Origin of the sequence: Flavitalea plasmicola (assembly GCF_030546645.1) — a bacterium.
GTDB lineage: Bacteria > Bacteroidota > Bacteroidia > Chitinophagales > Chitinophagaceae > Puia.
Map to the genome: position 1 here is coordinate 891,810 of NZ_JAUOTO010000002.1, position 25,099 is coordinate 916,908.

Annotated in this window: 24 protein-coding genes; 5 read left to right on the forward strand and 19 right to left on the reverse strand. The window is 50.8% G+C overall.

Going from position 1 to position 25,099, the window contains the following annotated elements:
• Position 1: 1 nt before the first annotated feature.
• Positions 2-904 (forward strand): hypothetical protein, encoded by a 903-nt coding sequence (locus tag Q4E93_RS08810; RefSeq protein ID WP_303584375.1) that lies wholly within the window; start codon positions 2-4, stop codon positions 902-904.
• A 412-nt stretch (positions 905-1,316) separates the two neighbouring features.
• On the opposite strand, the gene Q4E93_RS08815 is transcribed toward Q4E93_RS08810, so the two are convergent.
• The 3 genes from Q4E93_RS08815 to Q4E93_RS08825 are packed head-to-tail and all read right to left on the reverse strand — an operon-like array spanning position 1,317 to position 4,379.
• Complete coding sequence (locus Q4E93_RS08815) at positions 1,317-2,126, reverse strand: class I SAM-dependent methyltransferase (protein WP_303584379.1); 810 nt, start codon at positions 2,124-2,126, stop codon at positions 1,317-1,319.
• Positions 2,127-2,139: 13 nt separating this feature from the next.
• Positions 2,140-3,609, reverse strand: coding sequence for a B12-binding domain-containing radical SAM protein (locus tag Q4E93_RS08820; RefSeq protein WP_303584381.1), 1,470 nt, complete (start codon positions 3,607-3,609; stop codon positions 2,140-2,142).
• 5 nt (positions 3,610-3,614) lie between these two features.
• Positions 3,615-4,379, reverse strand: coding sequence for a class I SAM-dependent methyltransferase (locus Q4E93_RS08825; RefSeq protein ID WP_303584382.1), 765 nt, complete (start codon positions 4,377-4,379; stop codon positions 3,615-3,617).
• A gap of 104 nt (positions 4,380-4,483) precedes the next feature.
• On the opposite strand from Q4E93_RS08825, the gene Q4E93_RS08830 reads away from it, so the two are divergent.
• Genes Q4E93_RS08830 through Q4E93_RS08840 form a run of 3 tightly spaced genes read left to right on the forward strand, consistent with a single transcriptional unit; the run spans position 4,484 to position 8,054 of the window.
• Positions 4,484-5,512: a glycosyltransferase family 2 protein gene (locus Q4E93_RS08830; RefSeq protein ID WP_303584384.1), complete on the forward strand. Its 1,029-nt coding sequence runs from the start codon at positions 4,484-4,486 to the stop codon at positions 5,510-5,512.
• Between the two features lies 1 nt (position 5,513).
• On the forward strand, positions 5,514-7,010 hold the full coding sequence (locus tag Q4E93_RS08835; protein ID WP_303584385.1) for a hypothetical protein: 1,497 nt from the start codon (positions 5,514-5,516) through the stop codon (positions 7,008-7,010).
• A 9-nt stretch (positions 7,011-7,019) separates the two neighbouring features.
• Entirely contained in the window at positions 7,020-8,054 is a 1,035-nt protein-coding gene (locus Q4E93_RS08840) for a glycosyltransferase family 9 protein (RefSeq protein WP_303584387.1), read from the forward strand.
• Here the strand turns inward: Q4E93_RS08840 and Q4E93_RS08845 are convergent.
• The 16 genes from Q4E93_RS08845 to Q4E93_RS08920 all read right to left on the reverse strand — a co-directional run bounded on the left by Q4E93_RS08845 (position 8,005) and on the right by Q4E93_RS08920 (position 22,458).
• Positions 8,005-8,889: a hypothetical protein gene (locus Q4E93_RS08845; RefSeq protein WP_303584389.1), complete on the reverse strand. Its 885-nt coding sequence runs from the start codon at positions 8,887-8,889 to the stop codon at positions 8,005-8,007. The two genes, Q4E93_RS08840 and Q4E93_RS08845, sit on opposite strands and share 50 nt — an antisense overlap.
• Positions 8,873-9,589, reverse strand: a complete 717-nt coding sequence (locus Q4E93_RS08850) for a class I SAM-dependent methyltransferase (RefSeq protein WP_303584390.1) — start codon at positions 9,587-9,589, stop codon at positions 8,873-8,875. Before Q4E93_RS08850 ends, Q4E93_RS08845 begins: the two co-directional genes overlap by 17 nt.
• Positions 9,590-9,596: 7 nt before the next feature.
• A complete protein-coding gene (locus Q4E93_RS08855) occupies positions 9,597-10,664 on the reverse strand; it encodes a glycosyltransferase (protein ID WP_303584391.1) in 1,068 nt (355 codons plus the stop codon).
• Positions 10,648-12,312 (reverse strand): ATP-binding cassette domain-containing protein, encoded by a 1,665-nt coding sequence (locus tag Q4E93_RS08860; RefSeq protein WP_303584392.1) that lies wholly within the window; start codon positions 12,310-12,312, stop codon positions 10,648-10,650. Before Q4E93_RS08860 ends, Q4E93_RS08855 begins: the two co-directional genes overlap by 17 nt.
• Positions 12,313-12,317: 5 nt before the next feature.
• A complete protein-coding gene (locus Q4E93_RS08865) occupies positions 12,318-13,271 on the reverse strand; it encodes a glycosyltransferase family 2 protein (protein ID WP_303584393.1) in 954 nt (317 codons plus the stop codon).
• Positions 13,247-14,704: an O-antigen ligase family protein gene (locus Q4E93_RS08870; RefSeq protein WP_303584395.1), complete on the reverse strand. Its 1,458-nt coding sequence runs from the start codon at positions 14,702-14,704 to the stop codon at positions 13,247-13,249. Before Q4E93_RS08870 ends, Q4E93_RS08865 begins: the two co-directional genes overlap by 25 nt.
• A gap of 1 nt (position 14,705) precedes the next feature.
• Positions 14,706-16,112, reverse strand: coding sequence for a lipopolysaccharide biosynthesis protein (locus Q4E93_RS08875; RefSeq protein ID WP_303584396.1), 1,407 nt, complete (start codon positions 16,110-16,112; stop codon positions 14,706-14,708).
• 88 nt (positions 16,113-16,200) lie between these two features.
• Positions 16,201-17,091, reverse strand: a complete 891-nt coding sequence (locus Q4E93_RS08880; RefSeq protein WP_303584398.1) for a DUF5777 family beta-barrel protein — start codon at positions 17,089-17,091, stop codon at positions 16,201-16,203.
• Between the two features lie 12 nt (positions 17,092-17,103).
• The gene (locus tag Q4E93_RS08885) at positions 17,104-17,655 is read right to left on the reverse strand and encodes a YceI family protein (protein WP_303584400.1); all 552 of its coding nucleotides are present in this window, start codon (positions 17,653-17,655) and stop codon (positions 17,104-17,106) included.
• 23 nt (positions 17,656-17,678) lie between these two features.
• Positions 17,679-18,062: a hypothetical protein gene (locus tag Q4E93_RS08890; protein ID WP_303584401.1), complete on the reverse strand. Its 384-nt coding sequence runs from the start codon at positions 18,060-18,062 to the stop codon at positions 17,679-17,681.
• Between the two features lie 17 nt (positions 18,063-18,079).
• Positions 18,080-18,508 carry an OB-fold protein gene (locus Q4E93_RS08895; protein ID WP_303584403.1) on the reverse strand — a complete coding sequence of 143 codons (429 nt, stop codon included), beginning with the start codon at positions 18,506-18,508 and terminating at the stop codon, positions 18,080-18,082.
• Between the two features lie 27 nt (positions 18,509-18,535).
• Positions 18,536-20,089, reverse strand: coding sequence for an outer membrane beta-barrel protein (locus Q4E93_RS08900; RefSeq protein ID WP_303584405.1), 1,554 nt, complete (start codon positions 20,087-20,089; stop codon positions 18,536-18,538).
• Positions 20,077-20,652, reverse strand: a complete 576-nt coding sequence (locus Q4E93_RS08905) for an RNA polymerase sigma factor (protein WP_303584406.1) — start codon at positions 20,650-20,652, stop codon at positions 20,077-20,079. The genes Q4E93_RS08900 and Q4E93_RS08905 overlap by 13 nt, the downstream gene beginning before the upstream one ends.
• Positions 20,653-20,713: 61 nt before the next feature.
• The gene (locus tag Q4E93_RS08910; RefSeq protein WP_303584407.1) at positions 20,714-21,250 is read right to left on the reverse strand and encodes a DinB family protein; all 537 of its coding nucleotides are present in this window, start codon (positions 21,248-21,250) and stop codon (positions 20,714-20,716) included.
• Between the two features lie 63 nt (positions 21,251-21,313).
• Entirely contained in the window at positions 21,314-21,676 is a 363-nt protein-coding gene (locus Q4E93_RS08915; protein ID WP_303584409.1) for a LytR/AlgR family response regulator transcription factor, read from the reverse strand.
• Positions 21,677-21,885: 209 nt separating this feature from the next.
• A complete protein-coding gene (locus Q4E93_RS08920) occupies positions 21,886-22,458 on the reverse strand; it encodes an RteC domain-containing protein (RefSeq protein WP_303584411.1) in 573 nt (190 codons plus the stop codon).
• A gap of 886 nt (positions 22,459-23,344) precedes the next feature.
• Here Q4E93_RS08920 and Q4E93_RS08925 point away from each other — a divergent pair.
• Positions 23,345-24,934, forward strand: a complete 1,590-nt coding sequence (locus Q4E93_RS08925) for a hypothetical protein (protein ID WP_303584413.1) — start codon at positions 23,345-23,347, stop codon at positions 24,932-24,934.
• The last annotated feature ends 165 nt before the right edge of the window (positions 24,935-25,099 follow it).

Here is a 25,099-nt window from a genome sequence, read left to right on the forward strand (position 1 = left end):
TATGCCGCTGCGTCCAAGCATATTGAAAGTAATCGCCTATTTCGACCTGTTCAGCTTTCCCATATCCCAGGAAGAGATCCGCCGCTTCCTGGACCGGGAAGTCCAGGAATCTCAGCTGGCGGCAACTTTAGAGGCCCTGGTAGCCGAAAGATGCCTGTTCAGGCTGGAGGGGTTCTACGCTCTCCGGGATGACATGAGCCGCCTGGTTGGACGGAGGATCAAAGGCGGGCGGCATGCGGACCAATTGCTCCTTATCGCGGACAAGATCTCCCGCCGCCTCTATCAATTCCCCTATGTCCGGGGCATCGGCATCTCCGGCTCTTTGTCAAAACATTATGCGGATGAGGACGCAGATATCGACTATTTCATTATCACCCGGAGGAATCGCCTCTGGATCGCCCGCACCCTGATGCACCTGTTCAAGAAATGGACCTATATAAGAGGGCGGCAGCACTGGTATTGTATGAATTATTTCGTAGACGAAGAAGCGCTGGAGATCGAGGAAAAAAATATCTTCACCGCCACTGAGATGATCACCCTATTGCCTGTCTGCGGAAATGGGGGCCTGGTGAGGTTCTTCGACGCCAACAATTGGGTGAGCTCCTTTATGCCTCATTATAAGCACCGGATAGCTATCGCTCCACCCAATCCCCCGGCCGGATTCTGGAAACGCACGCTGGAACATTTACTGGACAACCGGGCAGGAGACAAACTGGATGATATTTTCCGGCGTCTGACCACCAAACGTTGGGAAAAGAAAGAAAGACGTGGGGCGCTGGACGGGAAAGGGTATCGTATGTCGTTGAAGACGGGGAAACATTGTTCGAGACCGAATCCGGAGATGTTGCAGAAAAGGATTTTGGAGCAGTATGAACGGAAGCTTAGCGAGTTGGAGTTGGATTAGGTGTGTGTGGTTGGGATTAGGTGTGTGGAGCTGGGGTTAGGTGTTTTGTTGGGTTTGATTAGGTGCTTGTCGGTTTTTTTCTCCGCTGCTTTCGGCGGCCCTGACCCTTCCGCCGCTGTACTTTCCATCTCCGGTGTACCTGGGTACTTTTTTCAACGATAACTATTATTTGGCATTTGTAAAAATCCCTTACCGTAGGAAAGGTAAGGCGGACTTCAGGGCAGGGCCGGCCTTCAGGTTGCTGAATGGCAAGCCCTATTTCGAGCCTTACCAATGGGATAGCACATTCAGCTGTAATGGCCCAATAGAACCAGTCCAATAATGAACAAATGCACAGTGGTACCTAATGTACAGCGACGGAAGGCCCATAGCTGTCGGGAATGAAATAAAAGCAAATTCTCAAAACACCTAATCAAACCTTCTTCCTAAACGAAATAATATAGTAATCCCCCATCGACCTCCACGGCCACCTTCCCTTCCAACGCTCTTCCAAAGCACACAGTCTTCGATATGCGCCCGGGTATCTTTCAGCGAAATGCTCGATATAACTGGGCGGTACAAGCGTGCAAAGTCCTTCGAAACCCAGCAGGTCGAACGCCGGAGCCATCGCGTTGATCACAAAACCCGGCGGGTAATACCAGCATTTGAAATAATGCCCTTCCACATGACTCTTTGCCCCCCGGCTGCTGAACCATCGGCGGGTGGCTGTCCTGAATTTCCCTTTGAAAACAAGCAAACTCTCCCAAAGAGAGAACTTCGGTAATATCACCAATGACACCTGCCCCCCCGGCTTAACCAATGGAGCAAGGCTTTTGAGCACTTTGTCCAGCTGATCCGTGCAATTGAGTCCCGCGAAGTTGGAAAATATGAGATCGTAGGGTCCTTTCTCGCGGAGGGAGGAAAGTGTTGTGAAAGAACATAGCTCGTGCGTTACCTTATCCGAAAGATCTGCGCGGACGACCTTGCCGGCCAGGGTTTCCTGCATGCCGGCGGCAATGTCCGTAGCATGTACGTGGTGGCCTTGCCGGGCGAACCAGATGGCATCTTCTCCTGTGCCCGCATTCAATTCCAGGATCCGGCTGTCTGGCGGCAGGTACCGCAGGACATGGTCGCGCACCCTTTTCCTCTTGTATGCAATAATGGTATTGCCCGCATCATATGCATCGAAGACCAGCGCCTGCTGGCTGAACGCCTTGGCTGCAACCCTTTCATTTTCAATCATAGTATCTTTTTGATCAGCCTATGCGCAGCTTCTCAAGCTTATTTAGCTTAAGCTTTCCCAGCAACGACATTGGCGCATACCAGGCAATAGAAGCCGCTTGTTTGATGCTTTGGCCTGTGACGGCAGCCGGCCGGCTGATGAGTTTTTTGATCTGCTGCAATGCCAGGTGCCAGCGATAGGATTGGTGTACATAGCGGTGCAGCTGTTTATAGAAAGCTGGATGATAGGTGTTGCGGAACATGATCCTGAGCTCGTCGGAGTCCGTCCAGTTGGACTTGTCCTTCAGGTCTGCCTTTACCCTGTCATAAAAAGGCGTACCGGGCAATGGATAAGAGACGGAGATGCCGAGGCTGTCAGGCAATAGCCGGTTGATCATCCGAATGGTCTTGCGGATATCCTCCTTTGTCTCACCGGGATAGCCGAACTGGATGAAAAAAGACGGGCGGATGCCATATTGCCTGAGCAGGTAGGTGGCGTCATGGATCTGGTTGACGGTGGTGCCTTTGTCCATGGCGTCAAGGATCTTCTGCGAGCCGCTTTCAGCCCCCATCCAGCTGTTGTCACATCCCGCCCGTGCCAGCGCGGCCACATAGTTTTCCTGTAGTAGCAAGTCGGCCCGGGACTGGATCTTGAAGCGGAAATGCAGCCCTGTTCTTTCCACCAGATCGGCAAACTCATTGACCCAGCCGGGTTTCAGCCCGAAGATGTCATCGCAGAACCAGATATGGTCGAAATCATATTGGTGTTTAAGCCATTTCAGCTCCTTTACCACGTGATGGGGGGAACGTGCGTTGTAGCGATTGCCATAAATCGGCTTGGCGCACCAGTTGCACTTAAAGGGGCAACCGCGGGTAGTGCTGACATTGAGGGAAAAATAGCCATGGTGCTCCATATGGATGGCCCGGTAAGCCGGGATGTCCACCAGGTCCCATGCCGGCAGGGGCAGTGTATCGAGATCCCTCATTACGGGTCTTGCCGCTGTCTTTAAAGGAACCCCATCTTTTGTATAGGCCAGGCCCCGGATGGCGGAAAGATCCTGCTGCCCGTCCCGGATGGCATTTACCAGTTCCAGCAGGCTCTGCTCTCCTTCGCCCAGCAAGACGAAGTCTGCGCCTTTCTGCAGGTATTCGCCGTAATGATCCGTAGAATCAGAGCTGGAAAGAATAATGGTGCACCCATATTGTCTCGCCATCCGTATCATCCTGTGTGCGGCATCCCGCATATTGGTCAGGCACATCTTTGTGAGGTAATTGAACCCATCGTCATAAACAACGAAAAAGTCCGGTCGCTCCGCAGCCAATCTTTTTATCACCTCGTCCGGGTCATCCACGAACATGGTATCGAATAGGGATACCTGGTAGCCGTGCTCCCGCATAAGGGCGGCTGCTCCAATAGTAGCCAGCGGAGGATACGGCTGTCCTGTCGCCCACTGCTTGGGATCAAAGCGCATGAAATAAGAGTGAGAAAAAAGGATCTTTTCCATACCTATCAGTTTGTTATCCTTATCCAGGGAAGGTCTGATCTGCTTCCAAGTAGTCTGGCGGTGAGGGAGTTTGGATTATGCAACAGAATATGATGGAAAGAACGCAGGTCGCGGATGCTGTGATGAAAATAGAAGTCGGCCATCTCCGGATAGCCCAATGAAGTATAATAAGCCAGCGTTCTCATCCGGGCCGCCTGGATCTCACCTTGCCGGTGAAACCGGGTGTCCAGTATATGCACTTCCCCACCCGGCTTCAGATAGGTAAGGCTTCTGTGAATGATCTTTTTTAATGAAGGGAAATATTCCAAAGAGGCAGCGAAAAGAATGACATCGAACAGGTGTTCCTCCAACTCCAGGCTACGCAGGTCGCCATGCACAAAGCTGAGATTAGGATCGTCATTGAAGACCCTGGCCGCTTGCTGCAGCTCCGTAAAATTAATATCCAGTCCCGTCACCCGGGTATCGGGGATCTCCGCTACCAGGTGCGACAACCAGCCATTGCCGCATCCTATCTCCAAAACCTCCAGGGGACGATTTTTGGCCGCGAGATAACGCACCAGGCGGCGGGCCGAACGGCTCCTGGATCTCCATTCCTTGTAATGTGTATGGTTGAGAGTGATCTCCGGCAGCTTCATCACTTCTTCATCGGAATACAACCTATTCTCAAGACTGCGGGTAATAATATATTTTTTTTCAAAAAGGACATCCAGGGGTCTGGAAGGGCCAGGGACCTGTATGTTTGTCAATATCGAGGAATCGGGTAGGCTCATTCTTAACTATTTAACATAAACCTGCCTGTATCAGGCATCCGATTAGAGTAAACGTGCGTTTTTTAGGAAAGGATGCCCCAAAGGGGAAAATAAATGCGTCGCTCATGACACCACCCAATCCGCCTGAGATCCAGATCAGCGCTGTTATTCCCACCTGCGACAGAAAGGCGGCCCTGATGGTCCTGCTGGCCAGCTTCGACCGCAGCAGCCACCCTCCGTCCGAGATCATCATTGTGGATTCCGGTGACGACCCGCTTTCTCCGGAAGAATATGCGACCTTCAGCCGTCTGTCCATCCGTTGTATCCATTCGGAAAGATCGGTATGCGTACAGCGTAACCTGGGTATACGGGCATCCCGGGGTTCCCACGTCTTTCTCTGCGATGACGATATGGAGGTGACCAGCAATTATCTGGAAAAGCTGGAGGATCATATGAAAGCACACCCCGAAGCCGGCGCCGTATCCGGCCTGGTACTGCAAAAAGAAAAGGGGGTATGGCAGGCCAGCTACCCTGTAAGATCGGCGACGGAGCTGATCCGGAAATTCATCTTCCAGCTCAGTATCTGGGGAGAGATCGAATGCGGTGATTCCTTGTTTTTGAAGAACATAAAAAATTATTACCGGCGTAAGGGGAACCATATTTCAAAAGCCGGCTGGCCTGTGATCACGGCCTTCTCCGGCGACTATTTCATCAGCCCCGTATATGGCCTGGGCGCCTCCCTGGTAAAAAAAGAGTGGCTGCTCCATTCGCCCTACGAAGAGGTACTGGACAGGAATGGCATCGGAGACAACTACGGCGTTGCCATGGGCTTTCCTGTGCCCGGAATTCACGTGCTGACAGAAGCTTTTGTGTATCATCACCAGGAGATCATCAACCGGCCCAACCAACCCTTGCTGTATTTGCGGCGTGTGCTGGCATTGGATTATTTCATCCATTCAAAAAAAGCCTTGCGGCATGTTAAAAAGAGATGGCTATTGTGGTCCCTGACAGGAAACTTTCTCATGGCGCTGCTGGCGCGCAATGGCAGCATGATCCGCAGCACCTTCACGGGGCTGCGGACAGTAGCCCTCGGACGGAACCCCTATGCACAGGCAGCCAAAGATCGCCGGCGGATCACCGAACCCACATTATAAAATGGCATTAAAGAACAAAACACTCGGGATAATCTATCTTATATATCTGCTGCTCACTGGCGTTACCATGGCGCGCCACGAACCGTGGGGCGACGAAGTGCATAGCTGGAATATCTCAAAAGGCAGCAGCAGCTACTCCCAGCTGATAGAGAACAGGAGATTTGAGGGACACCCCCCGGGCTGGTATACTATTCTATGGTCCATTTCCAGGTTCACGCATAAGATCGGCTATATGCAGCTGGTGCAATGGGTCATCGCCTGTCTTATTGCGGGGTTGATCATTTTTTATTCGCCTTTCCCTGTTGTCGTCAAGGTACTTTTCTGTTTTGGGTATTACTTCTTATTCGAGTATGCCATCCTCAGCCGTAACTATGGCATTGGCGTGCTGCTCGTCTGCTGCATCTGCTGGCTGTCGGAAAGGGAGTTCCGGGGTAAGACCTTTATTTATTACGCACTGCTCTTCTGCCTATCCAATACGCACCTGCTGGCCATGCTGCTGGCAGCCAGCCTGCACCTGTATTTCCTCCTGTCGCACATCGAACAGAAGAAAAGCTCACGCCAGCTGGCGGCGCATATCGTGGCGGGCGCCCTCGTTTTTTTACCGGCCGTTCATTTTATCTTTCCCCCTTCCGACAGCACCATCAACATGGGATATTGGATCCACCGCTGGAATATTCACCAGCTTACGGCCACCGTTGAAGGACCGTTGAGAGCGTTCCTGCCCCTGCCTGCCTGGTGGAACTATCATTTCTGGAACACGCAGTTCCTGATAGAGGCCAAAGCCGATCACAGCATCCTGAAGGTCGTCAATCTCATCACCATGATCGGCCTGGTAGCGCTTGCCTGTTTCATCCTCCGCAAAAGCTGGAAAAGCCTGACGCTTTTCGGGGTGAACTTCCTGTTGAATTATATTCTTTCCGCGAGCTTTTTTTCCCTGACCTCCGCACGCTATGCAGGGTTTATGTTCATCGGCTTTTTCGCGGCCTGCTGGCTCCACTATTATGAAAGACCCATCACGGGAGTGTCCAGGAAGCTTTTTTATTCCTTACTGGCCGTTCAGGTGGCGGCGGGTGTATTTGCCGTCACCAGGGACATCGCCCTTCCCTTCTCCAATCTTTACAGGATAGGTGAACTGGCCCGGGAAGTACCCACAGGTCAGCGCCTGGTGACAGACTACTGGACCATGAACGGGTATGTGGCCTACCTGGATTCACCGGCTTATTGCGTCGACCTGGGAATGAAAGTGTCCTTTGTAACATGGGGCCCTGACATGGCGGCCATGCAAGGCAACCCGCATCGCTATACCGCGGGGTTGGAGCGTTTTTTCAAAAAAGAAGGATTAAAGGAGGTTTATCTTCTCACCCTGGGCTCCCCGAAAGTGCTGGACAAGGTGGACGTAGGCTTTTCCAGGACCTTTCATCTTCAGCTGATCGACAGCCGGGAAGGAGCCATCGAAAAAGGCAGCGATGTCTATCTTTACAAGATCACTCAACAATAGCAAGGCATCATGAATATTCCTGCAAAACCATGGACCCGGCAGCAGTTGCCACGACGTATCCTCGCCATCCGGCTGCAGGCCATGGGAGATGTTGTCATTACGCTGCCTTATCTGCGGGGATTGCGTGAGAGCCTGCCGCCTTCAACACAGCTGGACCTCCTGACAAGAGAGGAGACGGAGGGAATTCCCGGGGCCATTGATCTCTTCGACCATGTTTATGCCCTGGGAGGAGGCAGAGATCATAAGAAGATCTTACTGCATACGCTGCTGAAGCTGCCCCGTCTTTTATTGCGCCGCTATGATGTCATCCTCGATCTGCAAAACAACATCTACAGTGACATTGTCAGAAAGACCCTGCGACCAAAGGCATGGGCTTTGTACGACAAATATTCTCCGGTGTCCGCCGCCGAGCGCTACCGCCTGACCATCGGGGCCGTGGGTCTGGGGCCAAACCAGGCCAGTCATCACCTGCAATTGAAAAATGCCACACAGGGGCTGGATCTCCTGTACAACAAAGGATGGAATGGGAAGGATGACCTGGTGGCGCTGAACCCTGCGGGCGCTTTTATCACCCGCAACTGGGATATTAACAACTATGCAGCCTTTGCCCGGCTGTGGCTCCTGCGGCGGCCACGGACACAATTCATTGTGCTGGGAACGGCTTTTATCGCCGCAAAGGCAGCGGAGCTACGGCAGCAGCTGGGAGTCCGCCTGCTGGATCTGACGGGTCAGACGACGACAGCAGAAGCTTTTTCTATTTTACAGCATGTAAAGCTCATACTTTCCGAGGATTCGGGTCTGATGCATATGGCCTGGGTCTCGGGCGTTCCCACATTGGCATTATTTGGCAGCACGCGCAGCGACTGGAGCAGACCGATGGGTAACCATACGCTACTGCTGTCCTCATCCGACCTGCCCTGCGGGGGCTGCATGAAAGCAACCTGTCCCTTTGGCGACGTACATTGCCTGACCAGGTATACGCCCGAGCTGGTGCTCAGCCATGCGCTTGCCCTCTCAGGTGCAGATACTGAAGGAAATGGATAAGATAAGAGTGGGCATCCCCCTCATTGACCTTTTCTTCCCCTTCTATTTCTCCCCACAGCAACATATGGCTTCCCATGTTGAAGCTCTGCCGTATGCGGATCTCTTTATAGCCAAGGGCCCAGGAAGGATAGTAAAATTTAAAGCCTTTTGTACATTTTACCCGGAATGGCAGCGCTTCCAATTGGGGAGGGCTGGTGCTATGATGTTTCCCCAGTTTATAGACGATGTCCTCACAGGCCGCCGGCACTTCGGATACAACTATCCTGCCCGCAGCCACGATCCTTTCCAGGGTCCTGTTTGAATGTCTCAGTCCAAACACATATTTATTTTGTAAAGGGATCTCTCCGAGCAAATCCATAGGGAAAATATTGTATTGGTCTGTCTCTCTGAAAGAAACGAGCCGCACCCGCCGGGGATGGCTATAGGCGGCCACAAATCCTTTGAACTTATCGTACGACATCTTGTCCCTGCTGTAATACCTGTAATACAGCAGCCACCTGCGAATGGGGTCCAGCTGCAGCAGCTGACAATGTTTTACCTCCAGTAAAAGCAATACCCCTCCGTTGTCCTCTATCCGATGTAGCAGCTGCAACCTCACGATGGCAGCGTCGCTGAAACGTAGCTGGTATTTCCCATCCGGTGACAGCCCCTGCCCGATCCATACCCCGAAGACCAGGGGCTCGATGCACAGCAGCCAATGGCTCAGGGATACGTCGACGACCTTTCCATCGAACTCCAGCCAGGCCTTATCCTGAACGTCGCCGGAGATCGTGATCCTGGAATACTCGCTGAATGTTGTATTCCCCATCAGCATTTTTCTAACCAGCCTCTTCATTTCTTATAAGGTGTATTAAGGTAAAATCATGCATTGCCAGTAGTTCGGACCCGCCACACCTGAACCAGGGCGCCGCCGCCCGGGCGATCTCCTTTTCCGTGTGTACAAAAACCATTTGCTGATGGTCCCTGTAAGGGATATACATCCGGAAAGTATTTCCGGACAGCAGGCTGGCGAGTGCGTTCCTGCGATGCCATTTCCATCTTTTTTTAAAAGGGAGGTGTAATACCAGCAGCACACAGTGCCCGCCGGGCCTGATCACTTTTGAAAGACTACTGAACAGATGTCCGATGTCGGGGATATAGTTTAAAGGACCAAAATCTGAAAGGATGGCATCTACCTTTTCAGCAAATGGGCTTGTCTTCTCCCAGGTGGAAAAGTCCGTCTGCCCGTCCTCCAAAAAACTCACCTTATCGGTGGCGCCAATGCACTCCACCGCTTTTTTACGCATGGCCACGGATGGCTCGCAAAAAACCACTTCATAACCCGATGCTGTCAGCCATCCAAGGTCCAGTCCTGTCCCTCCGCCAAAATCAAGCACCCTCCCCTGTGGCACCAGGCTGCAGAACTTTTCCCTTACCCTTTGTCTGATCAGCTGGTTGGGTTGATGACGCTCCATTATGGCGTTGTATTCTTCCGCCACCTCATCATGATAGGAAATGTTTTTTTGTATGATCCGTTCCGGTTCGTTACTGGACATGGTGGTATTATTTTGTAAAAAGGTCCATGACGGACCTTACCGTATTATTCATCGTGAAAGGCAATACAGGCCTATATTCCGTCGTGGGGTCACCCAGCAGATCCAGGGCTTTTTGGATCATTTCTTCCTCGTCGCGGACGATATGCCAGTGACTGATGTCCTGATCCATTGGTTTGCAAAAGCTGATGACATGAGCCCCGGCATACAATGCTTCCAGGCATACGACGCCAAAGCCTTCGTAATTGGAAGTGTGCAGCAGGATCCTTGTCCGCTGCATCAGCCCCAACACTTCCCTATGCGGCGTGAGACCCGGCAGCGCCACATTCGCTTGCAATCCCCGCTGTTCAATCAGCAGCTCGATCTCCGCCCGCGCCTCCCCTTCCCCGCAGATGAGGCTGCGGATACCAGGAAAGTAAGCATGCAAAGCATCGATGACATCCACAAAGACATCATATTGCTTCAGCCGTGATAAGGATCCAACGCCCAGTACGTCGATATCCCTTTCCGGAGAAGGCAGCACCGGGAAGAAGCCCGGGTCGATGGCATTCGGTATCATATGCTGAGGCCGGATGCCATGGTTACGCTGGAACTCACGTACAAGGAAGTCGGACATGGCTATCAGCTCCTGGGGACGGGGATGGATCAGCCTCACCAGCTTGTTCGTCTCCCTTGCATCCTGGCCGCAAAGCCAGCAGAAATGGGCAAGTCTATAGCGTCTTCCGAAGTAATGACCCAAAAGCGCGCATTCCCCGCACCAGAAGCTGAACAGGCCGATGAGGTCGTTGTCCCTGTGAAGGCTCCTCAGCTTTTTCCATACATCCTTCCAGAAAAAGATCCGCCGCAGTTTCCGTTGCCCCCCTCTGGCCCCGTCGAAGCTGAATACCTCCAGCCCCCGCCAGTCGTAAGCCCCCACCCATTCCGGATAATAAAAGGATAATATGATGATCCGCAGGGATGGGAATTGCTCCCTGCATGTTCTCACAAACAGCTGCTGGGTGGTGACCCAGCTGGTTTCCTGCTCGCTGGCAGGAAAGGCCGGCGTCAACATCACCAATGTTTTAGGACGGCTGCTCATGTAAGGAGATGATTTTATTACAAAATGAAAGGCTTTTCCTGTTATGCGTGATCAGGATGATCATTTTTCCCGTCCGTGCCAGCTGCAGGAAATGCCTCAGCAGCGCACATTCGGAATCTTCGTCCAGCTCATTGAAAGGTTCATCCAGTATGATGAGGTCCGCCTCCTTGTATAATGCCCGGGCCAGCACGATGCGCTGTCGTTGACCGCCGCTGATGTTCCGGCCATTCTCGCTGATGACGGTGTCGACGCCCTGCAGCGCTTCGATCAGGTCGTTAAGGCCCGCCCCGTCGATGGCTTTTCGTAGTCTTGCTTCGTCGCAAGCCGCGTCGTTCAGGGTAATATTATTCCGGATGGAATCATGAATGAGAAAGGACTGTTGCTTTACGTACGAGATCCGCCGCCACCAGGCCTCCCGCATGCCGTCGGTGCCGTTGACGATCACCTTTCCTTTTTCGGGTGACAAAAAGCCCAGCAGTACATTCACAATGGTCGTCTTTCCTTTTCCCGAGGGCCCTTCTATTCCCAGAAAATCGCCGCCCCTAAGATCCAGGTCCAGTCCTTTCAAGACACTACGGCCATCGTATGAGAAATGGATATCTTCCAACCGGACTGAGCTGATCTTTTCAAACGGCGTCTCTTTATTTTTTTTGATCGTCAGTACGTCCGGAGGCGTCAACGACTGCAGCGTAAAGGCATAGGTATTGATCTGTCCGCTGAGGTTCAGCAACTTTACGATCCCCGGTATGATCTTGTAGGCCGCCGCCATGAATACCCCGATGGTGATGACAGCCGAATTACCCGCCAATCCCGACCATTGATGGATAAGTATCAGGACCACTACGCCCAATATCGCAAATACTTCAATCAGACGGGAGGGCGCACCCTGGAGAATCATTTGTCCGGAGAGATAGCTGTTATATTGCCGCTGGTAATGAAGGAACCTGTCCAGGAATATTTCGTTCTTATCATAAATATTGCTTTCCACATATCCCGCCAACGCCTCCTGCAAATGCTGCAAGGACTTTTCGCTGCTGCGCTGCGCATTTTTCCGGATGACATGCAGCCGCCCTTTCAACAGGTAAGACAAGGCAAAGACAGGAGGAAGGAGAATAGCCAATAAGAGGAAAAATAGCCGGGCGTTGAAAAGAACGATCCCTGCAACCGCCAGGAGAATAAGGACAGCCTGCGTGATCATCTGCTGGAATCCTCCGAGCACATGCTGGCAGAACTCCATCGGTGCATAGCTGACCTCGCGGATATGGACGGATGAATCCGTGTCGATATATCCGGCATACCCCCCCTCCAGGTACTGCGTCAGCTTATCCCTGGAAATACGGGAAGCCACGCGAAAGAGGAACCTGCATTGTGCACGATAGACGAGGAAACCAGCCAGGTTCTTGAGACTGAACAGGAGGAAGAATATGACGATCACCGCAAGGGTATGCTGGCTGAAAAGCGTTGACGGCAAAAAGGATAATTTTCCAGTGGCGCCTGCACCTGTGTAATACTGGATGATCACCAGCAAAAGGGCCAGGAAAACGATGTCCGCGATGCTGACGACAACATCGGACAGCAGCAGCCAGCCCGACGTTCTTTTCTCGTCGCGGGACAGGATCCTTAGTATTTGTGCAGGCAGACGCTTCATATGATCTATATTTTCCCGGGGCTTATCCTATGCAACCACTTTATCCATCCACGGGGAAGAAAGCTCACCGACAGCAGAACGTAATTATCGAATCGAAAAGGATTGGCATGGATGGCTTTCGTCACATGCCAGCGGGCCCTCGCAGGCCGGTAGTTATCCGCCAGCAGCTTTTTCCCGCAAAGGGCATGATAAGCGCCTTCCTTAATCTTTCTGTTATCCTGCCGTTGTATAATGCTCCACAGCTCGTCGCCCTCTTCCCTGGTGATAATGCCTCTTTGCAGGATGGTCTGTTTGAGCTGACGGAACCGGCGGCCCCGCCACTTTTCATCGATGGTGACGGAAGAAGGGTTGATGCGCACTTTCATCAACGGCTCTGGCAAGTTGCAACATTTTCCCGTCTTTAACAATTGTACCCAGAGAAGATAATCCTCAAAATTATGGGCGTACCGGGAATATCCTCCCATCCTCACGATCGGATCTTTCCGGTACATGACGGCGGAATGAATAAAAGGGCAATTCCGGTAGAGGTTACCGATGATCTCCCGGTGGGTATGACCCGCACAACGAAAATGGAAAAGGTGCTCCCCGTTCTCGGAAATATACTCGGCATCGCTGCCAATTACCAGGTAGGCCGGATGACCATCCAGGAAGAGCACCTGTCTTTCCAAGCGTTGTGGCAGACAGATATCGTCGGCGTCAAAGCGGGCTATATACTTACCTCTTGCAATCTGCAGGCCTGCGTTCAAAGCGGCGGATATACCCTCTTTCTCTTTGCTCAGCAGCCGGATCCTCCGGTCGCCGAACTGCCGAACGACCTTCACCGTATCATCGACGCTGCCGTCATCGACGATCAGGAGCTCGAAGTCGGCGTAAGTCTGTTCCAGGACGGACCAGATCGCATCGGCGATGTATTTGCCCGCATTGCAGGCAGGCATCAGTATGGTGACTTTTGGATCCATGGTTCTTTATCCAGCAGCATTAGCAATTCGAATAGGATGATGATCGACAATTGTTCAAACCAATATTCCGTGAAAAAAGCTCCTCCCATCAGCAGCAACAGCGGCAGGCCGTAGGTTCTGGAAGCGCCCGGGGCCGGCCACAGCCGCAAATGCCTCCCAAAGAAGGACAGGTAAAAAATAACAAAACAAGCCAGTCCTACCAGCCCATATTCGGCCAGCAGCTGACCGTATACCGAGTCAGGCTTGTTGATGACGCTGTGCTGCCCTTCGTCCCGGGTGTGGTAATACAGGTAGATAAAAAGGTAGTTATCCCTGAAGTAAGGATGGATGTAGGTCTTATCGGCGGGATAGGCGCCTGCAACACCCAGGCCTGTGGTCCGAAAAGCCAGCTGCGACGAGAAATTCCCCATGCCCGTACCCAGCAGCAACAGGCCGGGATGATCTTTGTAAAAACGGCCCAACTGCTGCCAGGCGATACGTCTGCCGGAGAGGTTCCACCCTGTATATTGCTGCTTCAGGCTATCTTTTTTCCCGGGTGAGTACAGCTTGTTCATGAATGCATGAAGCTTGTCTTCTTTCACTTCAACTGTTTTGCTTTCGACGAACTGGTTCCATTTGGCATTGGGGATGGGTACCGGTTCCTCATATGCATTCTTTCCTACTACCCGGCCCAGCAGGTTACTGGCGTATTGATGATTAGACGGAGAGACCTTTGCGGAAAATACGACCATCAGTAAAAAAAACACAACGATCATACTTTTCTGAAGGCGGTGCGAGTAGAACAGGAGACTCAACACCAGGACGATCATAAGCAGATAGTTCACTGTATTGCTGGTGGCCAGCAGGACGGTGATGAAGCACAGCAGGGCCTGCCCTATTTTATTCCTGTATAAAAAATACAGCACCCCAAAGGCGCTGATGAGGGCAGCCGTCACGCTGCTGTCCAGGCCGATGCCAGTGATCCTGTCCCCCGTGCCGATGAAATATTTCCGGTGCTCACCCTCATAGTTATAAGGATTCAGCACGCCCGCCTCGATACACACGTGAAAAAAAGCTATCAGCATGATGGCGGCATTCAGCAGGAAGAAAAGGCCTACCGTTGCATGGATCTTCTCCCTGTCGCCCTGCTGGACAAAAAGGAATACCTGCCAGGCTGCCAGCATGGCCAGCAGCCAGTAGCAGCATCCCAGGCCAAATGCAAGCCATGCGGGAGAGGGCAGTGCAGGGCCTGCCAGCAGCATATGGGTAAAGGCCAGCACGATCATCATTGCATAGAAACCCCACCATCTTATTCCATCGCGCACAAAGAATGGCCTGCCCCTTAAAAGCACGGCTATGACGATGGCCGCGACCTTTATATATAGTTTCACATTGAGAAACAGCACAAGAAAGATCAGCAGGGGCCAGTCGAGCTGCCGTAAATATTTTTTCATATCAGTACGGTTTATAGGCTAAACTTATCATTTCTTTTGCTCTCAGCAGTCCTGTCAGCCTTCCCAACAGGCAGTAGAGGACGCTGGCTACCATCAGTCGCAGTATCAGTGAATCGGTGAGGTTGATAGCGGCCAAACCGCTGCATACAGTGATGGAGATGGAAACAAGCAGGCAACCCGCCCAGTCCTTTTTACGCGCGAACGAGGAAGCCCGTGTATAGAGCACGTACTGTACGACCATTGCCGCAAGGAAGGCCAAGGCGGCCCCCATTCCCGCATAAGGAGGTATCAACAGAACATCTCCCGCCAGCATCACGGCAGTGGTCACCGCAGTAATGGAAAATATCCGGGACAGTCTGTTGCGGGCAAATTCATAGCTCCAGTAAAGGTTAATGATGTATTGAAAAGGGATGCAACAGGAAAGGATGAGGAAAGTAAAGGTATTGACCTGCCCGTATTTATTGCCCGTGAATGCATCGACCATCGGCGCCCACATGATCACCAGCCACAGGGTCGGCAGCGTCGCCAGGACCAATTCTCCGCGTACCAGCGCATTCAGGAACCCCTCGTCCGGATCGCCGTCCCTGGAGAATCTGTTTAGCAGGAAAGGAGCCAGGACTAATAATGGCAGAGGCGCGAATTCAAAGGCGCGGTAAGCAAAACCATATTCGGCCGTATGGGCAGGGGTTGATAGCAAACCCAGCAATATCCAGTCTATCCGGGCGATGCCTGCATTAAGGAATACGAGGCCGACTTGCGGAAGGGACGACTTCAGCAGCCTGACATAAGCGGGAAACGGATTCGGCATCCCAAAGGGTATATGAAGGCGGATGCAGACGATCCATGTCCCCAGGATCAGCTCCAGGGCAGACGACAACGTAAATAGAATGACCACGGCCTGCAGGCTCAACGTAGCATACACCATCCATAGGTAAAGTCCAACGGCCCGGACCAGGTTCGACACGGACGCCAGCAGGGCCAGCCATCCAAATGCCGATCGGCCTGCCAGCAGTTGCCGGAACGGAAGGCCCCAAAAAGTTAAGATCTGGCTGATGGACAGGATCCACAGCAGGTGATGCTGGCTGTTCAGGCTGGGAAAAAAGTAACAGGCAAGCGACAAAGCTCCGAAAAAAAGCAGTCCCATCACGAAATTATGGCTTGCAAATAACGTGAGCATGCCGGACGGATCATCTCCGGCTGCCACGTTGCGTACCACGATCTGCTCCAGCCGCAGGCTGAGAAGCGTCGTGGTGAAGGTTAGCACGGCCAGCGACCAGCTGAGTTCCCCGAAGGAAGGTTTATCCAGGTAACGGGAGATCAATAAAAAGATGAACACCCCCAGGCATTGGTTGCCCAGCACCTGTAGGGTATTCGCCGAAATATGCCATACTAGTTTGTTTCTGTTCATGCCGCTCGCATAGCCTCAAGCTGCAAGCCGCAAGCTACAAGTGTTTGATTAGGTCCTGGCTTGCAGATTGTCGCTTGTAGCTTGCAGCTTATTTTGTGTGTTTTTTCAGGTTGAAATTGCGTGATATATTAAACCCGAAATAAATGTCCCCTTTTCCCCATGTGCCATCCGTCTGTGTGAGGTACTGGGTCTCCAGCATGCTTTGAGAATTGCTGAATACCAGCTGGAATACGTGCCCGCCCGTCTCGATGTCCCACCCCAGGGAGAACGAGTTGTGAACGGAGGTCGACACCACCTGGCTGGAAGGCAAATAATCGTATTCCGCGTTAATGCTCATCCTTTTGGTGATCTTGACGCGGCCACCCATGCCGAGTGCGAATACGTCGTTCTTATCAGCGACCGTAGGGACGAGATTGTAGTGCAGGTAGGTCGGTATGACTTCGAGGGAAAGTATCCTGCTGAATTTCCGGGCTATCAGCAGCTGACCTGAATAGGCAGTCCTTAAGTTGGCCGTCAGGTATTCTTTCCCCGTTATGCGCTGTGTATAATTGGTGACAGTTCCCAGTACGCTCACCGAAACAGGCATCTGTCGTCCATCCGTCTGCTGCAGGAGCTTGTATTTGACAAAGCCGTCGAAGGTCTTCAGATAGGAGCTGCGACCGATGCCGACATTCAGCCTGTCCGTAATGCCGTAGTCGAGCCCCAGCCGGAGTGTAGCATTGTCCAATCCAAAAAAGTTATAGCTGCCGCTATTCAGCTTGCCAAAGCGGTGTTGAATGACAAAGGACAGTGCCCCTGCGACCGTGGACTCCACTGTCTGCATATTGATGATATGGGTGGCTTTGAAGGTGCCGCTGACATAGCTTTTGCCCGAATGCGCCTCCATGGAATCGTTGAGCATATGCAGGAGCGTGCTATCCTGGGCCCGGAGACGCTGGAAAGAAACGGCGGCCAGCAGGAAAAATATAAGTTTGTTCATTTGTAGTTTTATTTATTTAGTACCGCAATCTATTCGGACATTGACACGCATCTCCTGTGCGATCTTATCACGCACTAAAGAGGGGATGCTGATATTATAGTCCTCCGGCTTCATTTTGAACTCTGCCAGTCCAATGATCCGTCCCGCTTTTACCTCTATGGTAGCAGGCGTTTCGACAGGCCGGGTGACATTGTGCAGGGACATATTGCCTTTTACCATCACCTTGTAAGTACCGTCCTTGTCCAGGGGCACATCGCCTGTAAACGTCCCGGAGAAAGAGGCTTTTGGATATTTATCGCTTTCTACATAGTTCTCGTTGAAGTGTTCCTGCATCAGCTGTTTGGTGAAAACAAACCCTTTCAGGAGCAGGCTGAAGGCGATGGTCTTCTTACCGGGATCGACGGCGGCAAAAACCTGGTTATTTTCTGCCCTGATGTCTTCCAATGGCATTTTGGAATAAAATCCTACAAACCCTGCCCGGGTGAGATACACCTGGCTATGGACGCCTGAATGAACCAGGATCAGGAGGGAGGCTGCCGCGAGATATTTTTTCATCTGTATCATAGTCGGGATCTGATTTATTTTGATTAATTATTAATTGCACCCTGGTGTACCCAGGCAACAATGGTATTGACCTCGCAGGCCGGTAAAGGCGGCTTGCCATAGGGCATGCCCGGAAACCCTGCAGCATGCGTCACATTTCCCACCAGGTAGCCGTTGTCGGCATACACTTTCAGATTGACATACGTGTTCAGGTTGATACCGCCGCTGCCCGCTGTGCTGCCGTTGCCATGGCAGGGGTAACAATTTTCCTGGAGGATGCTGACGATCTGTGTCTGGTAGCTTACTTTCGTCGTATCACATGGAACGGCGGGAGCCAGCTTGTCCTCGCTCTGTTTGGAGCATCCTGCGAAAGATGCTATCAATACGCCTGCCGAAAGGATCATACATAAAGGCAAGAGTTTTTGCATATCTGTCTTTTTTTATTTTACTTCTTTATGACTGTACAGTCGGATAGATTTACATCCATCAGGAAGCCCGTGCACCGTCCTTTGACGGTGACCTGGTCGCCGGGTTTTGGATGTGGCTCCGGTACTTTTTCCCCGGGGAAAAGCTGGCAGTTGACGCCGCCTGTGCCAGCCGCGCCGGTGGATAAGATCCAGACCTCTGACTGACCGCTTTGCTGGACCTCCGACAACCGGCCGCTGACCTCCACCACTTTTCCAAGATATTTTGCGTCACAGCTTTTCTCATCACGGGCATACTGCCCATAGAGTGAGTCTGCTCCGATGGTAACGTTGGCTGTTTCGCCTGCGGCGCTTTGATGGGGCCGTTGATATTGGTAGTATCCCCAGCCTGCCGCGAGGAGAAGGAGCAATAGGATGCCCCACCAAAAAAATTTTCTTTTTTTCAGCATACATACTGTTGAATCGTTAAATGATCGTTACCAGATCCTGCGCGTAATGCCTATGTTGAGGCCTGCGCTCATAATGGATAGGCTGCCGGTGCCGATGCCAGCCAACGGAACTCTTACGAACGGCTCCAGTCTAAGGTTACCTATTTTTCCCAGCCGTTGTTCATAGCCAACGCTGAGGTTGAGTATCGAGAACCAATATTGGTAGGGCGTTTTGTAGGTATACGTTCCATTCCAGTTGGGATTACCCCAATAATAACCGGTGAACGAGTATTTTTCCTTTGACATCAGGTAAGTCGACAGGCCGCCCGTGGCAAACCATTTCATTTTGTTGTTCCCCGAAGAAAAATTATACCGTACGTTCAGGGGGATCTCCCACATGTTGCAGACGCCGTCGACCGTCTTGAGATCCACGTCCTGGAGCCTCGGCGCTTTCGATTTGGAAAAATATTCACCGTTCGTATAATATTTTTTCCGGTCGTAATAGACACCTGTTTCCACCGCCCAGCGGCTGTTGAAGCTATAACCCAGCAACAGTCCGAAGTTACTGCCCATCGCTTTGATGGATTGGAATCTGACGACACTCAGGTCAGGTGATCCCATGATACCCACGTAAAAAGAAGGTTTGGGTTTTTGCAGTTTGATCTTATCTTTTGCATCCGCGCTTTTTTTCACGGGTTCTTCCGTCTTTGCCTTCACGGGTATGTTGACGGCCACCGAATTTTTGGTCGACGCCAGGGATACCTGGTGATCGGAGGGTGTCCTTGCGGGCGCCATTGTGGTGGTGCTGTTTCGGGAGGCTCCGCTTATGTCACCGGCGGCAAATTCATTTTCGTTCTTCTTCTCGTCGAGGCCGGCAATCTTCCTGTTGCCAGAGCGGCCTGTATGCTTCGTTTGCGCTGTTCCAATGTTCCCCTGTGCTGTTCCAATGTTCCCGGCGGTGGCAGCATCTCCTTTTCCGGCTTCTTCATTTGGCTTCTTCCGTGGCGTTCTATTATTATTGGTGGTGTTGTCTTTCGTTATAATGTCTTTTGCCGTATGGCCGGTTGCGCTGTGATCATTCGACGTGTAGGGTGTTGCTGAATTGGTCCTGGCGATATTATCCTTCGAAGCATTGTTCTTTTCGGTATTGTCCTTTTCGGCATTGTTCTTTGTCGTATTGTCTTTAATTGTATTGTTTGGGGTTGTGTTGTTTTTGGTTGTATTGTTCTCGGTTGTATTGTCGGTCAGCCTGTTGTCCTTGTCCTGTTGTCTGCTTTCTATTTCCGTTGTCGCCGGCGTAGTCGTTGCAACGGTCTCTTTGACGGGGGATACCGGCTGCTCCCGGACCACCCCGGCCTCATGTGTGCGGCCTGCGGCTGTATGCCAGGCATAGTAAGCCCCTCCTGCCAACGGCAGTAAAAAGAAGAGCCAGAAAAACCTGCGCTTCCGCCTGTCCTCCTTCACGGGGGGAAGGATCAGGGAAGGGTCCTTCTCCAGGTCGGACATCAACTTATCAAAGTTGGCGCTATCCGTCCTGAGCGGGTACTTTTCAGCAGCCCGCCGCAAAAGGTCGTCCAGGTTATTGTCATTTACGTTTGACATAATATTGTTTCCGTATTCTCCGCGGTCAGGACCTTTTGCAAATGGGCCCGGGCCTTGGAAAGATTAGATTTAGAGGTTCCTGTAGTGATACCCAACATTTTAGCGATCTCCGGATGCGAATATCCTTCGATGACGTGCAGGTTGAATACCATCCGGTAAGCCGGCGGCAAATCCTTTACCATTATCATTAATTCCTTGTATAACAAGGAATTATCCGAAGATTGCCCTTCGTCTTTATGCTCCCAGACGTGTTCCGGGATGGGATACGAATGGTGATTGTTCATTTCCCTGCGCATGTAGTCGATGGCAGCATTGATCACCACCCGCCTGATCCATCCTATCAGCAGCATTTCCAGCTTGTCCACGTCTCTCACCTCAAAACGGCTGAAGTTCCGGAACATCTTCAAAAACGCGTCATGGGTCACTTCTACCGCCTGTTCATACGTATTCACATAGCGAAAGGACACCTTTAGACAAAGCCCGTAGTACTGGTCGTACAGCATTTGCTGGCTTTGGCGATCCTGGTTAGCGCATCCGCTGATAATATGAAGCAATTTTTCCAAATCTCTCTGACTTGCCTGGATTAGAATGAATAATTGAACACGATAATGTAAACGCCTCCTTTCACCGGGGGGTTGCCTGAATATCATTTTTCTCCTTCAATACCCGTACAGTCACAAACAATTGACCGTTATGTCGCTGTGTATGTTCTGCCGCATGAAACAGCAATCCCAGGACAGTGGAAGGCAGCTGCGCCCTTCCCACAGCCCGGGTCTCTGTCAGTTGCTCCTCAGGTGTAGCTTCCAATTGCCGGATAGCCAGGTCCACCTGGCGGCTGAAGCGGTCCAGCAGCCCCTTCAGGTCTGTGTCCGCACCCGGCGAGCCTTCATTGGCAAGTGCCGTCAATTGATGATGATCGAGGGATTGTCCTTTTGCGTAGGTAAAGAGCCTGTCCAGCACGCCTGCCAGATGCTGCAGGTGAAAACCGGGGGAAGCCACGGCGGCGGGGCGTTCCCAAAGAAGATGCTCCGGAAGTCCTTCCATTAGAACCATCACTTCTTCGCGGGCCTGCAACAGGGCATGCGCAACAGGTTGCAACAGAGAGGGAATGCCGGGGAGGGGCCCTCGCAGCCAAACTTCAGGCAGGGATGGTGCATTCATAAAAGCGTCTAAAACACCTCCCAAGGTACCATTTTTTTGCCTATTGATCCTGCAAAGGACTTCTTAACAGATCTCAAGGTCGGAAAGGATATCTTTCCTGGGCGCTTCGCTGGCAACGATGGTCACCGTCGATGGCAACGCATTCTTGTATTGTTCTCCAATGGCAATGTTCATGCCTGGTAGATAAACGAATTTGTTGTCGAAGGACAGGATGCGTTCGATGCTTACAATGTATCCTCTATGCACCCGACAGAAAAGATCCGGGGGAAGGATGCTTTCCCATTGTTTGAGGGTGATCAGCACCATGGCTGACCGGTCAGTCATTACAAGGCGGGTATAGTTCTTACGGGCCTCGATGTAGAGAATATTATGCAGATCTACTTTTACGTTCCTGCCGTCCTGGCGTATAAAGAAAAATGATTGCACGGGCTGTCTTTTTTCTAGTGATGATAAATTTTAACATGCGGAAGGTTTGCCTTAAGGCAAAGGGTCATGATGTGCGCGAGAAGGTTTGTTAAAGAGGTTCAGCAGCTACTGATTCCAGGAGTAGAACGTAGCTGTTCCGTTTGTCTGAGAAGAGTTTAAATGGATAGTCGGGCCTCAATGATGCAATTTGGATACCAAAATAAATAATATTACTTAGTTAAAAAAAAATATCCTCCTAGTTTACTCATTTCTTCCCTGATATAGGTTTGGTACATTTTATACGCGCCGATCATGGTCACCAGGTAATCGCCGGGCGTAGCCGTTCTTGGATCGACGTCATGGATCCGGCCATGCATTACCTGTACACCGTTGTTGCTGGACCGCAAGAAAAACTCCTCGTCCTTTTCAGATGCATCTTCCTGCATATACCGGCAGAAGTCTTCATTGCTCTCAAAGAACTTTTCCGTTTTGCGCATTTCCCATTTCCAGAAACGGGCCAGTTCCAGCTTATCATCAGCCGGCATGAATAACAGGGCATGATAACGGCAGGTGTAATATTCTATGTAAGCGGCAAACCGGGGCTTGATGTTTTTGAAGAAATGGATCTCGTCGGCGACGGAGGCAAATTCCTGTTTTCTGATGTGCTTTTGGATCTTTCCCCAATAATCGAGGCTGCATTTAAAGCAGGCTTCGACACTTTCAATTTCAGTGGCGGCTGCTTCCTGGCAGGCGGAAAGGGTGATCAAAAGCTGTTGGTAATATTTATCATAATCCAGCGACATAGTTTTGGAAAGGGGTTTAAATGGTTTTAGGCAGGGTGCTGTTGTCTGAAAACAATCAAGGGCTTTGTAGAAACAAACCCCTTGTGGACCTAAGTCACATGAGAAAACACTACACTTATATAACTAAAAACAAAACTATTGTGGTTACGGCAGTCAGCATGTAAGCCGCCAAATTATACGTTTCCTTTTCAGGGTTGAAAAAAACTACATAAACAGTGTGCATCTATACACGAATTGTCAATCTGACATTACAAAATGCGGTTAGTTTCGACCATCTTTCAGAAAATTTTTAGCAATTTTAGCAGTTTTGAGGAAGCATCATCTGTTTTATTCTATTTAAGACGACAATATGATGTATATAACAAGGGGCGGTGTAAAAAAAACTAGTGTATTTTGGTGCTTTCGGGGAAAATTTATGGATTCGGCGGCTGGAAGGGAATCTTAAATGCTTGCAGGTTAATCATTTAGATAAGCCGCAGGAATTGCGGGGGCTTTTTTACAGCCATTGAAAAATAAATAGGAGTGGAATGTTATTAATATGTAAAATCTTGCCTAGATTGCAAAAAAAAAGCCCCATGTAGAAACATCGGGCGCTAACGATTGCTTGCCATATGAAAAAAGGTAGTAATATCTTTTGTATTGATCTACTCAGCTTTCTATGAACCGACTCGGTCGGTTCGTCCGAAAGGACTGATTTTGTTCGAATGAGCCTCTTACGAATGCCTGCTAAACGATTGCTGCCATATTTTATCTCATTCTCTGAGACAAAAGTAAGATTCGCCAGTTTGCCTTTCTAATCATATTTTTGGTGAGTTAATTATGTCAAAATGATATTTTTAGCGTGTAAATCCTTGACAGGATTGAATTTCAGGATAATTACTTCATTATGGCCAACCGGTTTTCAGATACCTTATTCCAGCTTATTCATTCACTCGAAAAAGCTGAAAAAAGGCATTTCAAATTATATATTAAGCGTAGCTCCACTAAAGAAGACCTTAAGATCGTCCAATTATTCGACGCCCTTGATAAACTGAACGATTATGACGAAAAAGCCTTGCTGAAGAAGCTCCCCGGCATCGAAAAGCCGCAGCTCTCCAATCTTAAGACCCATCTTTACAAGCAGATCCTGGCCAGCCTCAGGCTGCTGAAAAGCGCCGACAGCATCGACCTTCAGCTGAACGAAATGTTCGACTATGCGCATATTCTTTATAAGAAGGGGTTGTTCCAGCAAAGTCTCCGCCTGATAGACCGGGCGAAGGACACGGCAAAGGCCAACCAGAAATTCAATTTCCTGGCGCTTGCCCTTGGGCTGGAGAAGAGGATCGAGACGCTTCATATCACCCATAGCATGCAGATGCGGGCGGAACAGCTGTCGGCGGAGTCCCTGGAAGTATCCGGCAGGATAGATATGGTGGCACGGCTGTCCAACCTGGCCTTGCTGGTCTATAGCTGGTATATCAAGAACGGACATGCGCGGAATGAGAAAGATGAACTACGGATCAAGCAGTTCCTGAAAGAGCAATTGCCTCCCAACGCATGGGAGCAGACAGGCTTCTATGAGCGGCTGTACCTCTACCAGATCTATAACTGGTATGCTTTTATCCGCCAGGACTTTCTTATGTACTACCGTTATTCCCAAAAGTGGCTGGACCTCTTCGAAGAAGACCGCCTGATGATCAGGGTAGAAACAGGTCACTACATCAAAGCTCTCCATAATCTGCTCAATGCGCATTTCGATCTGCGGAATCACCAGCGGTTTGAGACGACCCTGCGGCAATTCGAGGAATTCGCGCTGACGGACAGGGTACGCGAAAATGACAACTTCCGTATCCAGTCATTTGTATACATCACCACAGCGAAGATCAACCAGGTCTTTATGCGGGGAAATTTTAAGGAAGGCCTGTCAATGGTCCCCGAGATCGAGCAGAAGTTGGCCGAGTACGACCTATTCATCGACAGACACAGGATCCTTGTTCTCAACTATAAGATAGCGTCCCTGTACTTCGGCAGTGGCGATTATGCCACCTGCATCGACTATCTGCAGCGGATCATCAATGACCAGGTAGACATGCGCAACGATCTGCAGAGCTATGCGCGGGTATTGCATCTCATGGCTCACTATGAATTGGGCAATTTCGAGCTGATGGAATCGCTTACCAAGTCAGTATATCGATTTATGGCTAAGAAGGAGAACCTTACCCGTGTGGAGGAGGAAATGTTCAAGTTCCTACGGACTTCTTTCCACATGTCAAGGCATTCCGTAAAGGCCGAGTTTGAAAAGTTCCTGGAGAAGATCAAGCATTTCGAGAAAAATCGTTTTGAGACCAGGGCTTTTGCCTACCTTGATCTTGTTTCCTGGGTGGAAAGCAAGGTGTTTATGAAGCCGATGAGTGAGATCATCAGGGAGAAATATCTGACGAGTAAGAAGCGGGTGTATGTGGCAGAGACTGCCAAACGGTCTGTTGCAGCCAAGTAGCTACTGCGTCTGCTGTGAGCATGAATTTTATTTTTTATACTCCGATAAAACAGAGGCTTTGGTTTTGGCGTCCTGTTCACAGCGGATATTTTCGTCCTCAGCTTTAACCTATTTTAACAGCGGGTAAAAAATCCTGCGTTTTTGTCAAATACCTTCTTAAATTAG

Coding starts and splice junctions, on each gene's coding strand:
- Q4E93_RS08900 (WP_303584405.1), bottom strand. CDS start 20,089: ATGTCAAACGTAAATGACAATAACCTGGACGACCTTTTGCGGCGGGCT.
- Q4E93_RS08855 (WP_303584391.1), bottom strand. CDS start 10,664: ATGAGCAGCCGTCCTAAAACATTGGTGATGTTGACGCCGGCCTTTCCT.
- Q4E93_RS08820 (WP_303584381.1), bottom strand. CDS start 3,609: ATGGAAAAGATCCTTTTTTCTCACTCTTATTTCATGCGCTTTGATCCC.
- Q4E93_RS08810 (WP_303584375.1), top strand. CDS start 2: ATGCCGCTGCGTCCAAGCATATTGAAAGTAATCGCCTATTTCGACCTG.
- Q4E93_RS08815 (WP_303584379.1), bottom strand. CDS start 2,126: ATGATTGAAAATGAAAGGGTTGCAGCCAAGGCGTTCAGCCAGCAGGCG.
- Q4E93_RS08885 (WP_303584400.1), bottom strand. CDS start 17,655: ATGATACAGATGAAAAAATATCTCGCGGCAGCCTCCCTCCTGATCCTG.
- Q4E93_RS08825 (WP_303584382.1), bottom strand. CDS start 4,379: ATGAGCCTACCCGATTCCTCGATATTGACAAACATACAGGTCCCTGGC.
- Q4E93_RS08910 (WP_303584407.1), bottom strand. CDS start 21,250: ATGAATGCACCATCCCTGCCTGAAGTTTGGCTGCGAGGGCCCCTCCCC.
- Q4E93_RS08845 (WP_303584389.1), bottom strand. CDS start 8,889: ATGAAGAGGCTGGTTAGAAAAATGCTGATGGGGAATACAACATTCAGC.
- Q4E93_RS08920 (WP_303584411.1), bottom strand. CDS start 22,458: ATGTCGCTGGATTATGATAAATATTACCAACAGCTTTTGATCACCCTT.
- Q4E93_RS08895 (WP_303584403.1), bottom strand. CDS start 18,508: ATGCTGAAAAAAAGAAAATTTTTTTGGTGGGGCATCCTATTGCTCCTT.
- Q4E93_RS08870 (WP_303584395.1), bottom strand. CDS start 14,704: ATGAAAAAATATTTACGGCAGCTCGACTGGCCCCTGCTGATCTTTCTT.
- Q4E93_RS08880 (WP_303584398.1), bottom strand. CDS start 17,091: ATGAACAAACTTATATTTTTCCTGCTGGCCGCCGTTTCTTTCCAGCGT.
- Q4E93_RS08835 (WP_303584385.1), top strand. CDS start 5,514: ATGGCATTAAAGAACAAAACACTCGGGATAATCTATCTTATATATCTG.
- Q4E93_RS08875 (WP_303584396.1), bottom strand. CDS start 16,112: ATGAACAGAAACAAACTAGTATGGCATATTTCGGCGAATACCCTACAG.
- Q4E93_RS08890 (WP_303584401.1), bottom strand. CDS start 18,062: ATGCAAAAACTCTTGCCTTTATGTATGATCCTTTCGGCAGGCGTATTG.
- Q4E93_RS08830 (WP_303584384.1), top strand. CDS start 4,484: ATGACACCACCCAATCCGCCTGAGATCCAGATCAGCGCTGTTATTCCC.
- Q4E93_RS08850 (WP_303584390.1), bottom strand. CDS start 9,589: ATGTCCAGTAACGAACCGGAACGGATCATACAAAAAAACATTTCCTAT.
- Q4E93_RS08925 (WP_303584413.1), top strand. CDS start 23,345: ATGGCCAACCGGTTTTCAGATACCTTATTCCAGCTTATTCATTCACTC.
- Q4E93_RS08840 (WP_303584387.1), top strand. CDS start 7,020: ATGAATATTCCTGCAAAACCATGGACCCGGCAGCAGTTGCCACGACGT.
- Q4E93_RS08860 (WP_303584392.1), bottom strand. CDS start 12,312: ATGAAGCGTCTGCCTGCACAAATACTAAGGATCCTGTCCCGCGACGAG.
- Q4E93_RS08865 (WP_303584393.1), bottom strand. CDS start 13,271: ATGGATCCAAAAGTCACCATACTGATGCCTGCCTGCAATGCGGGCAAA.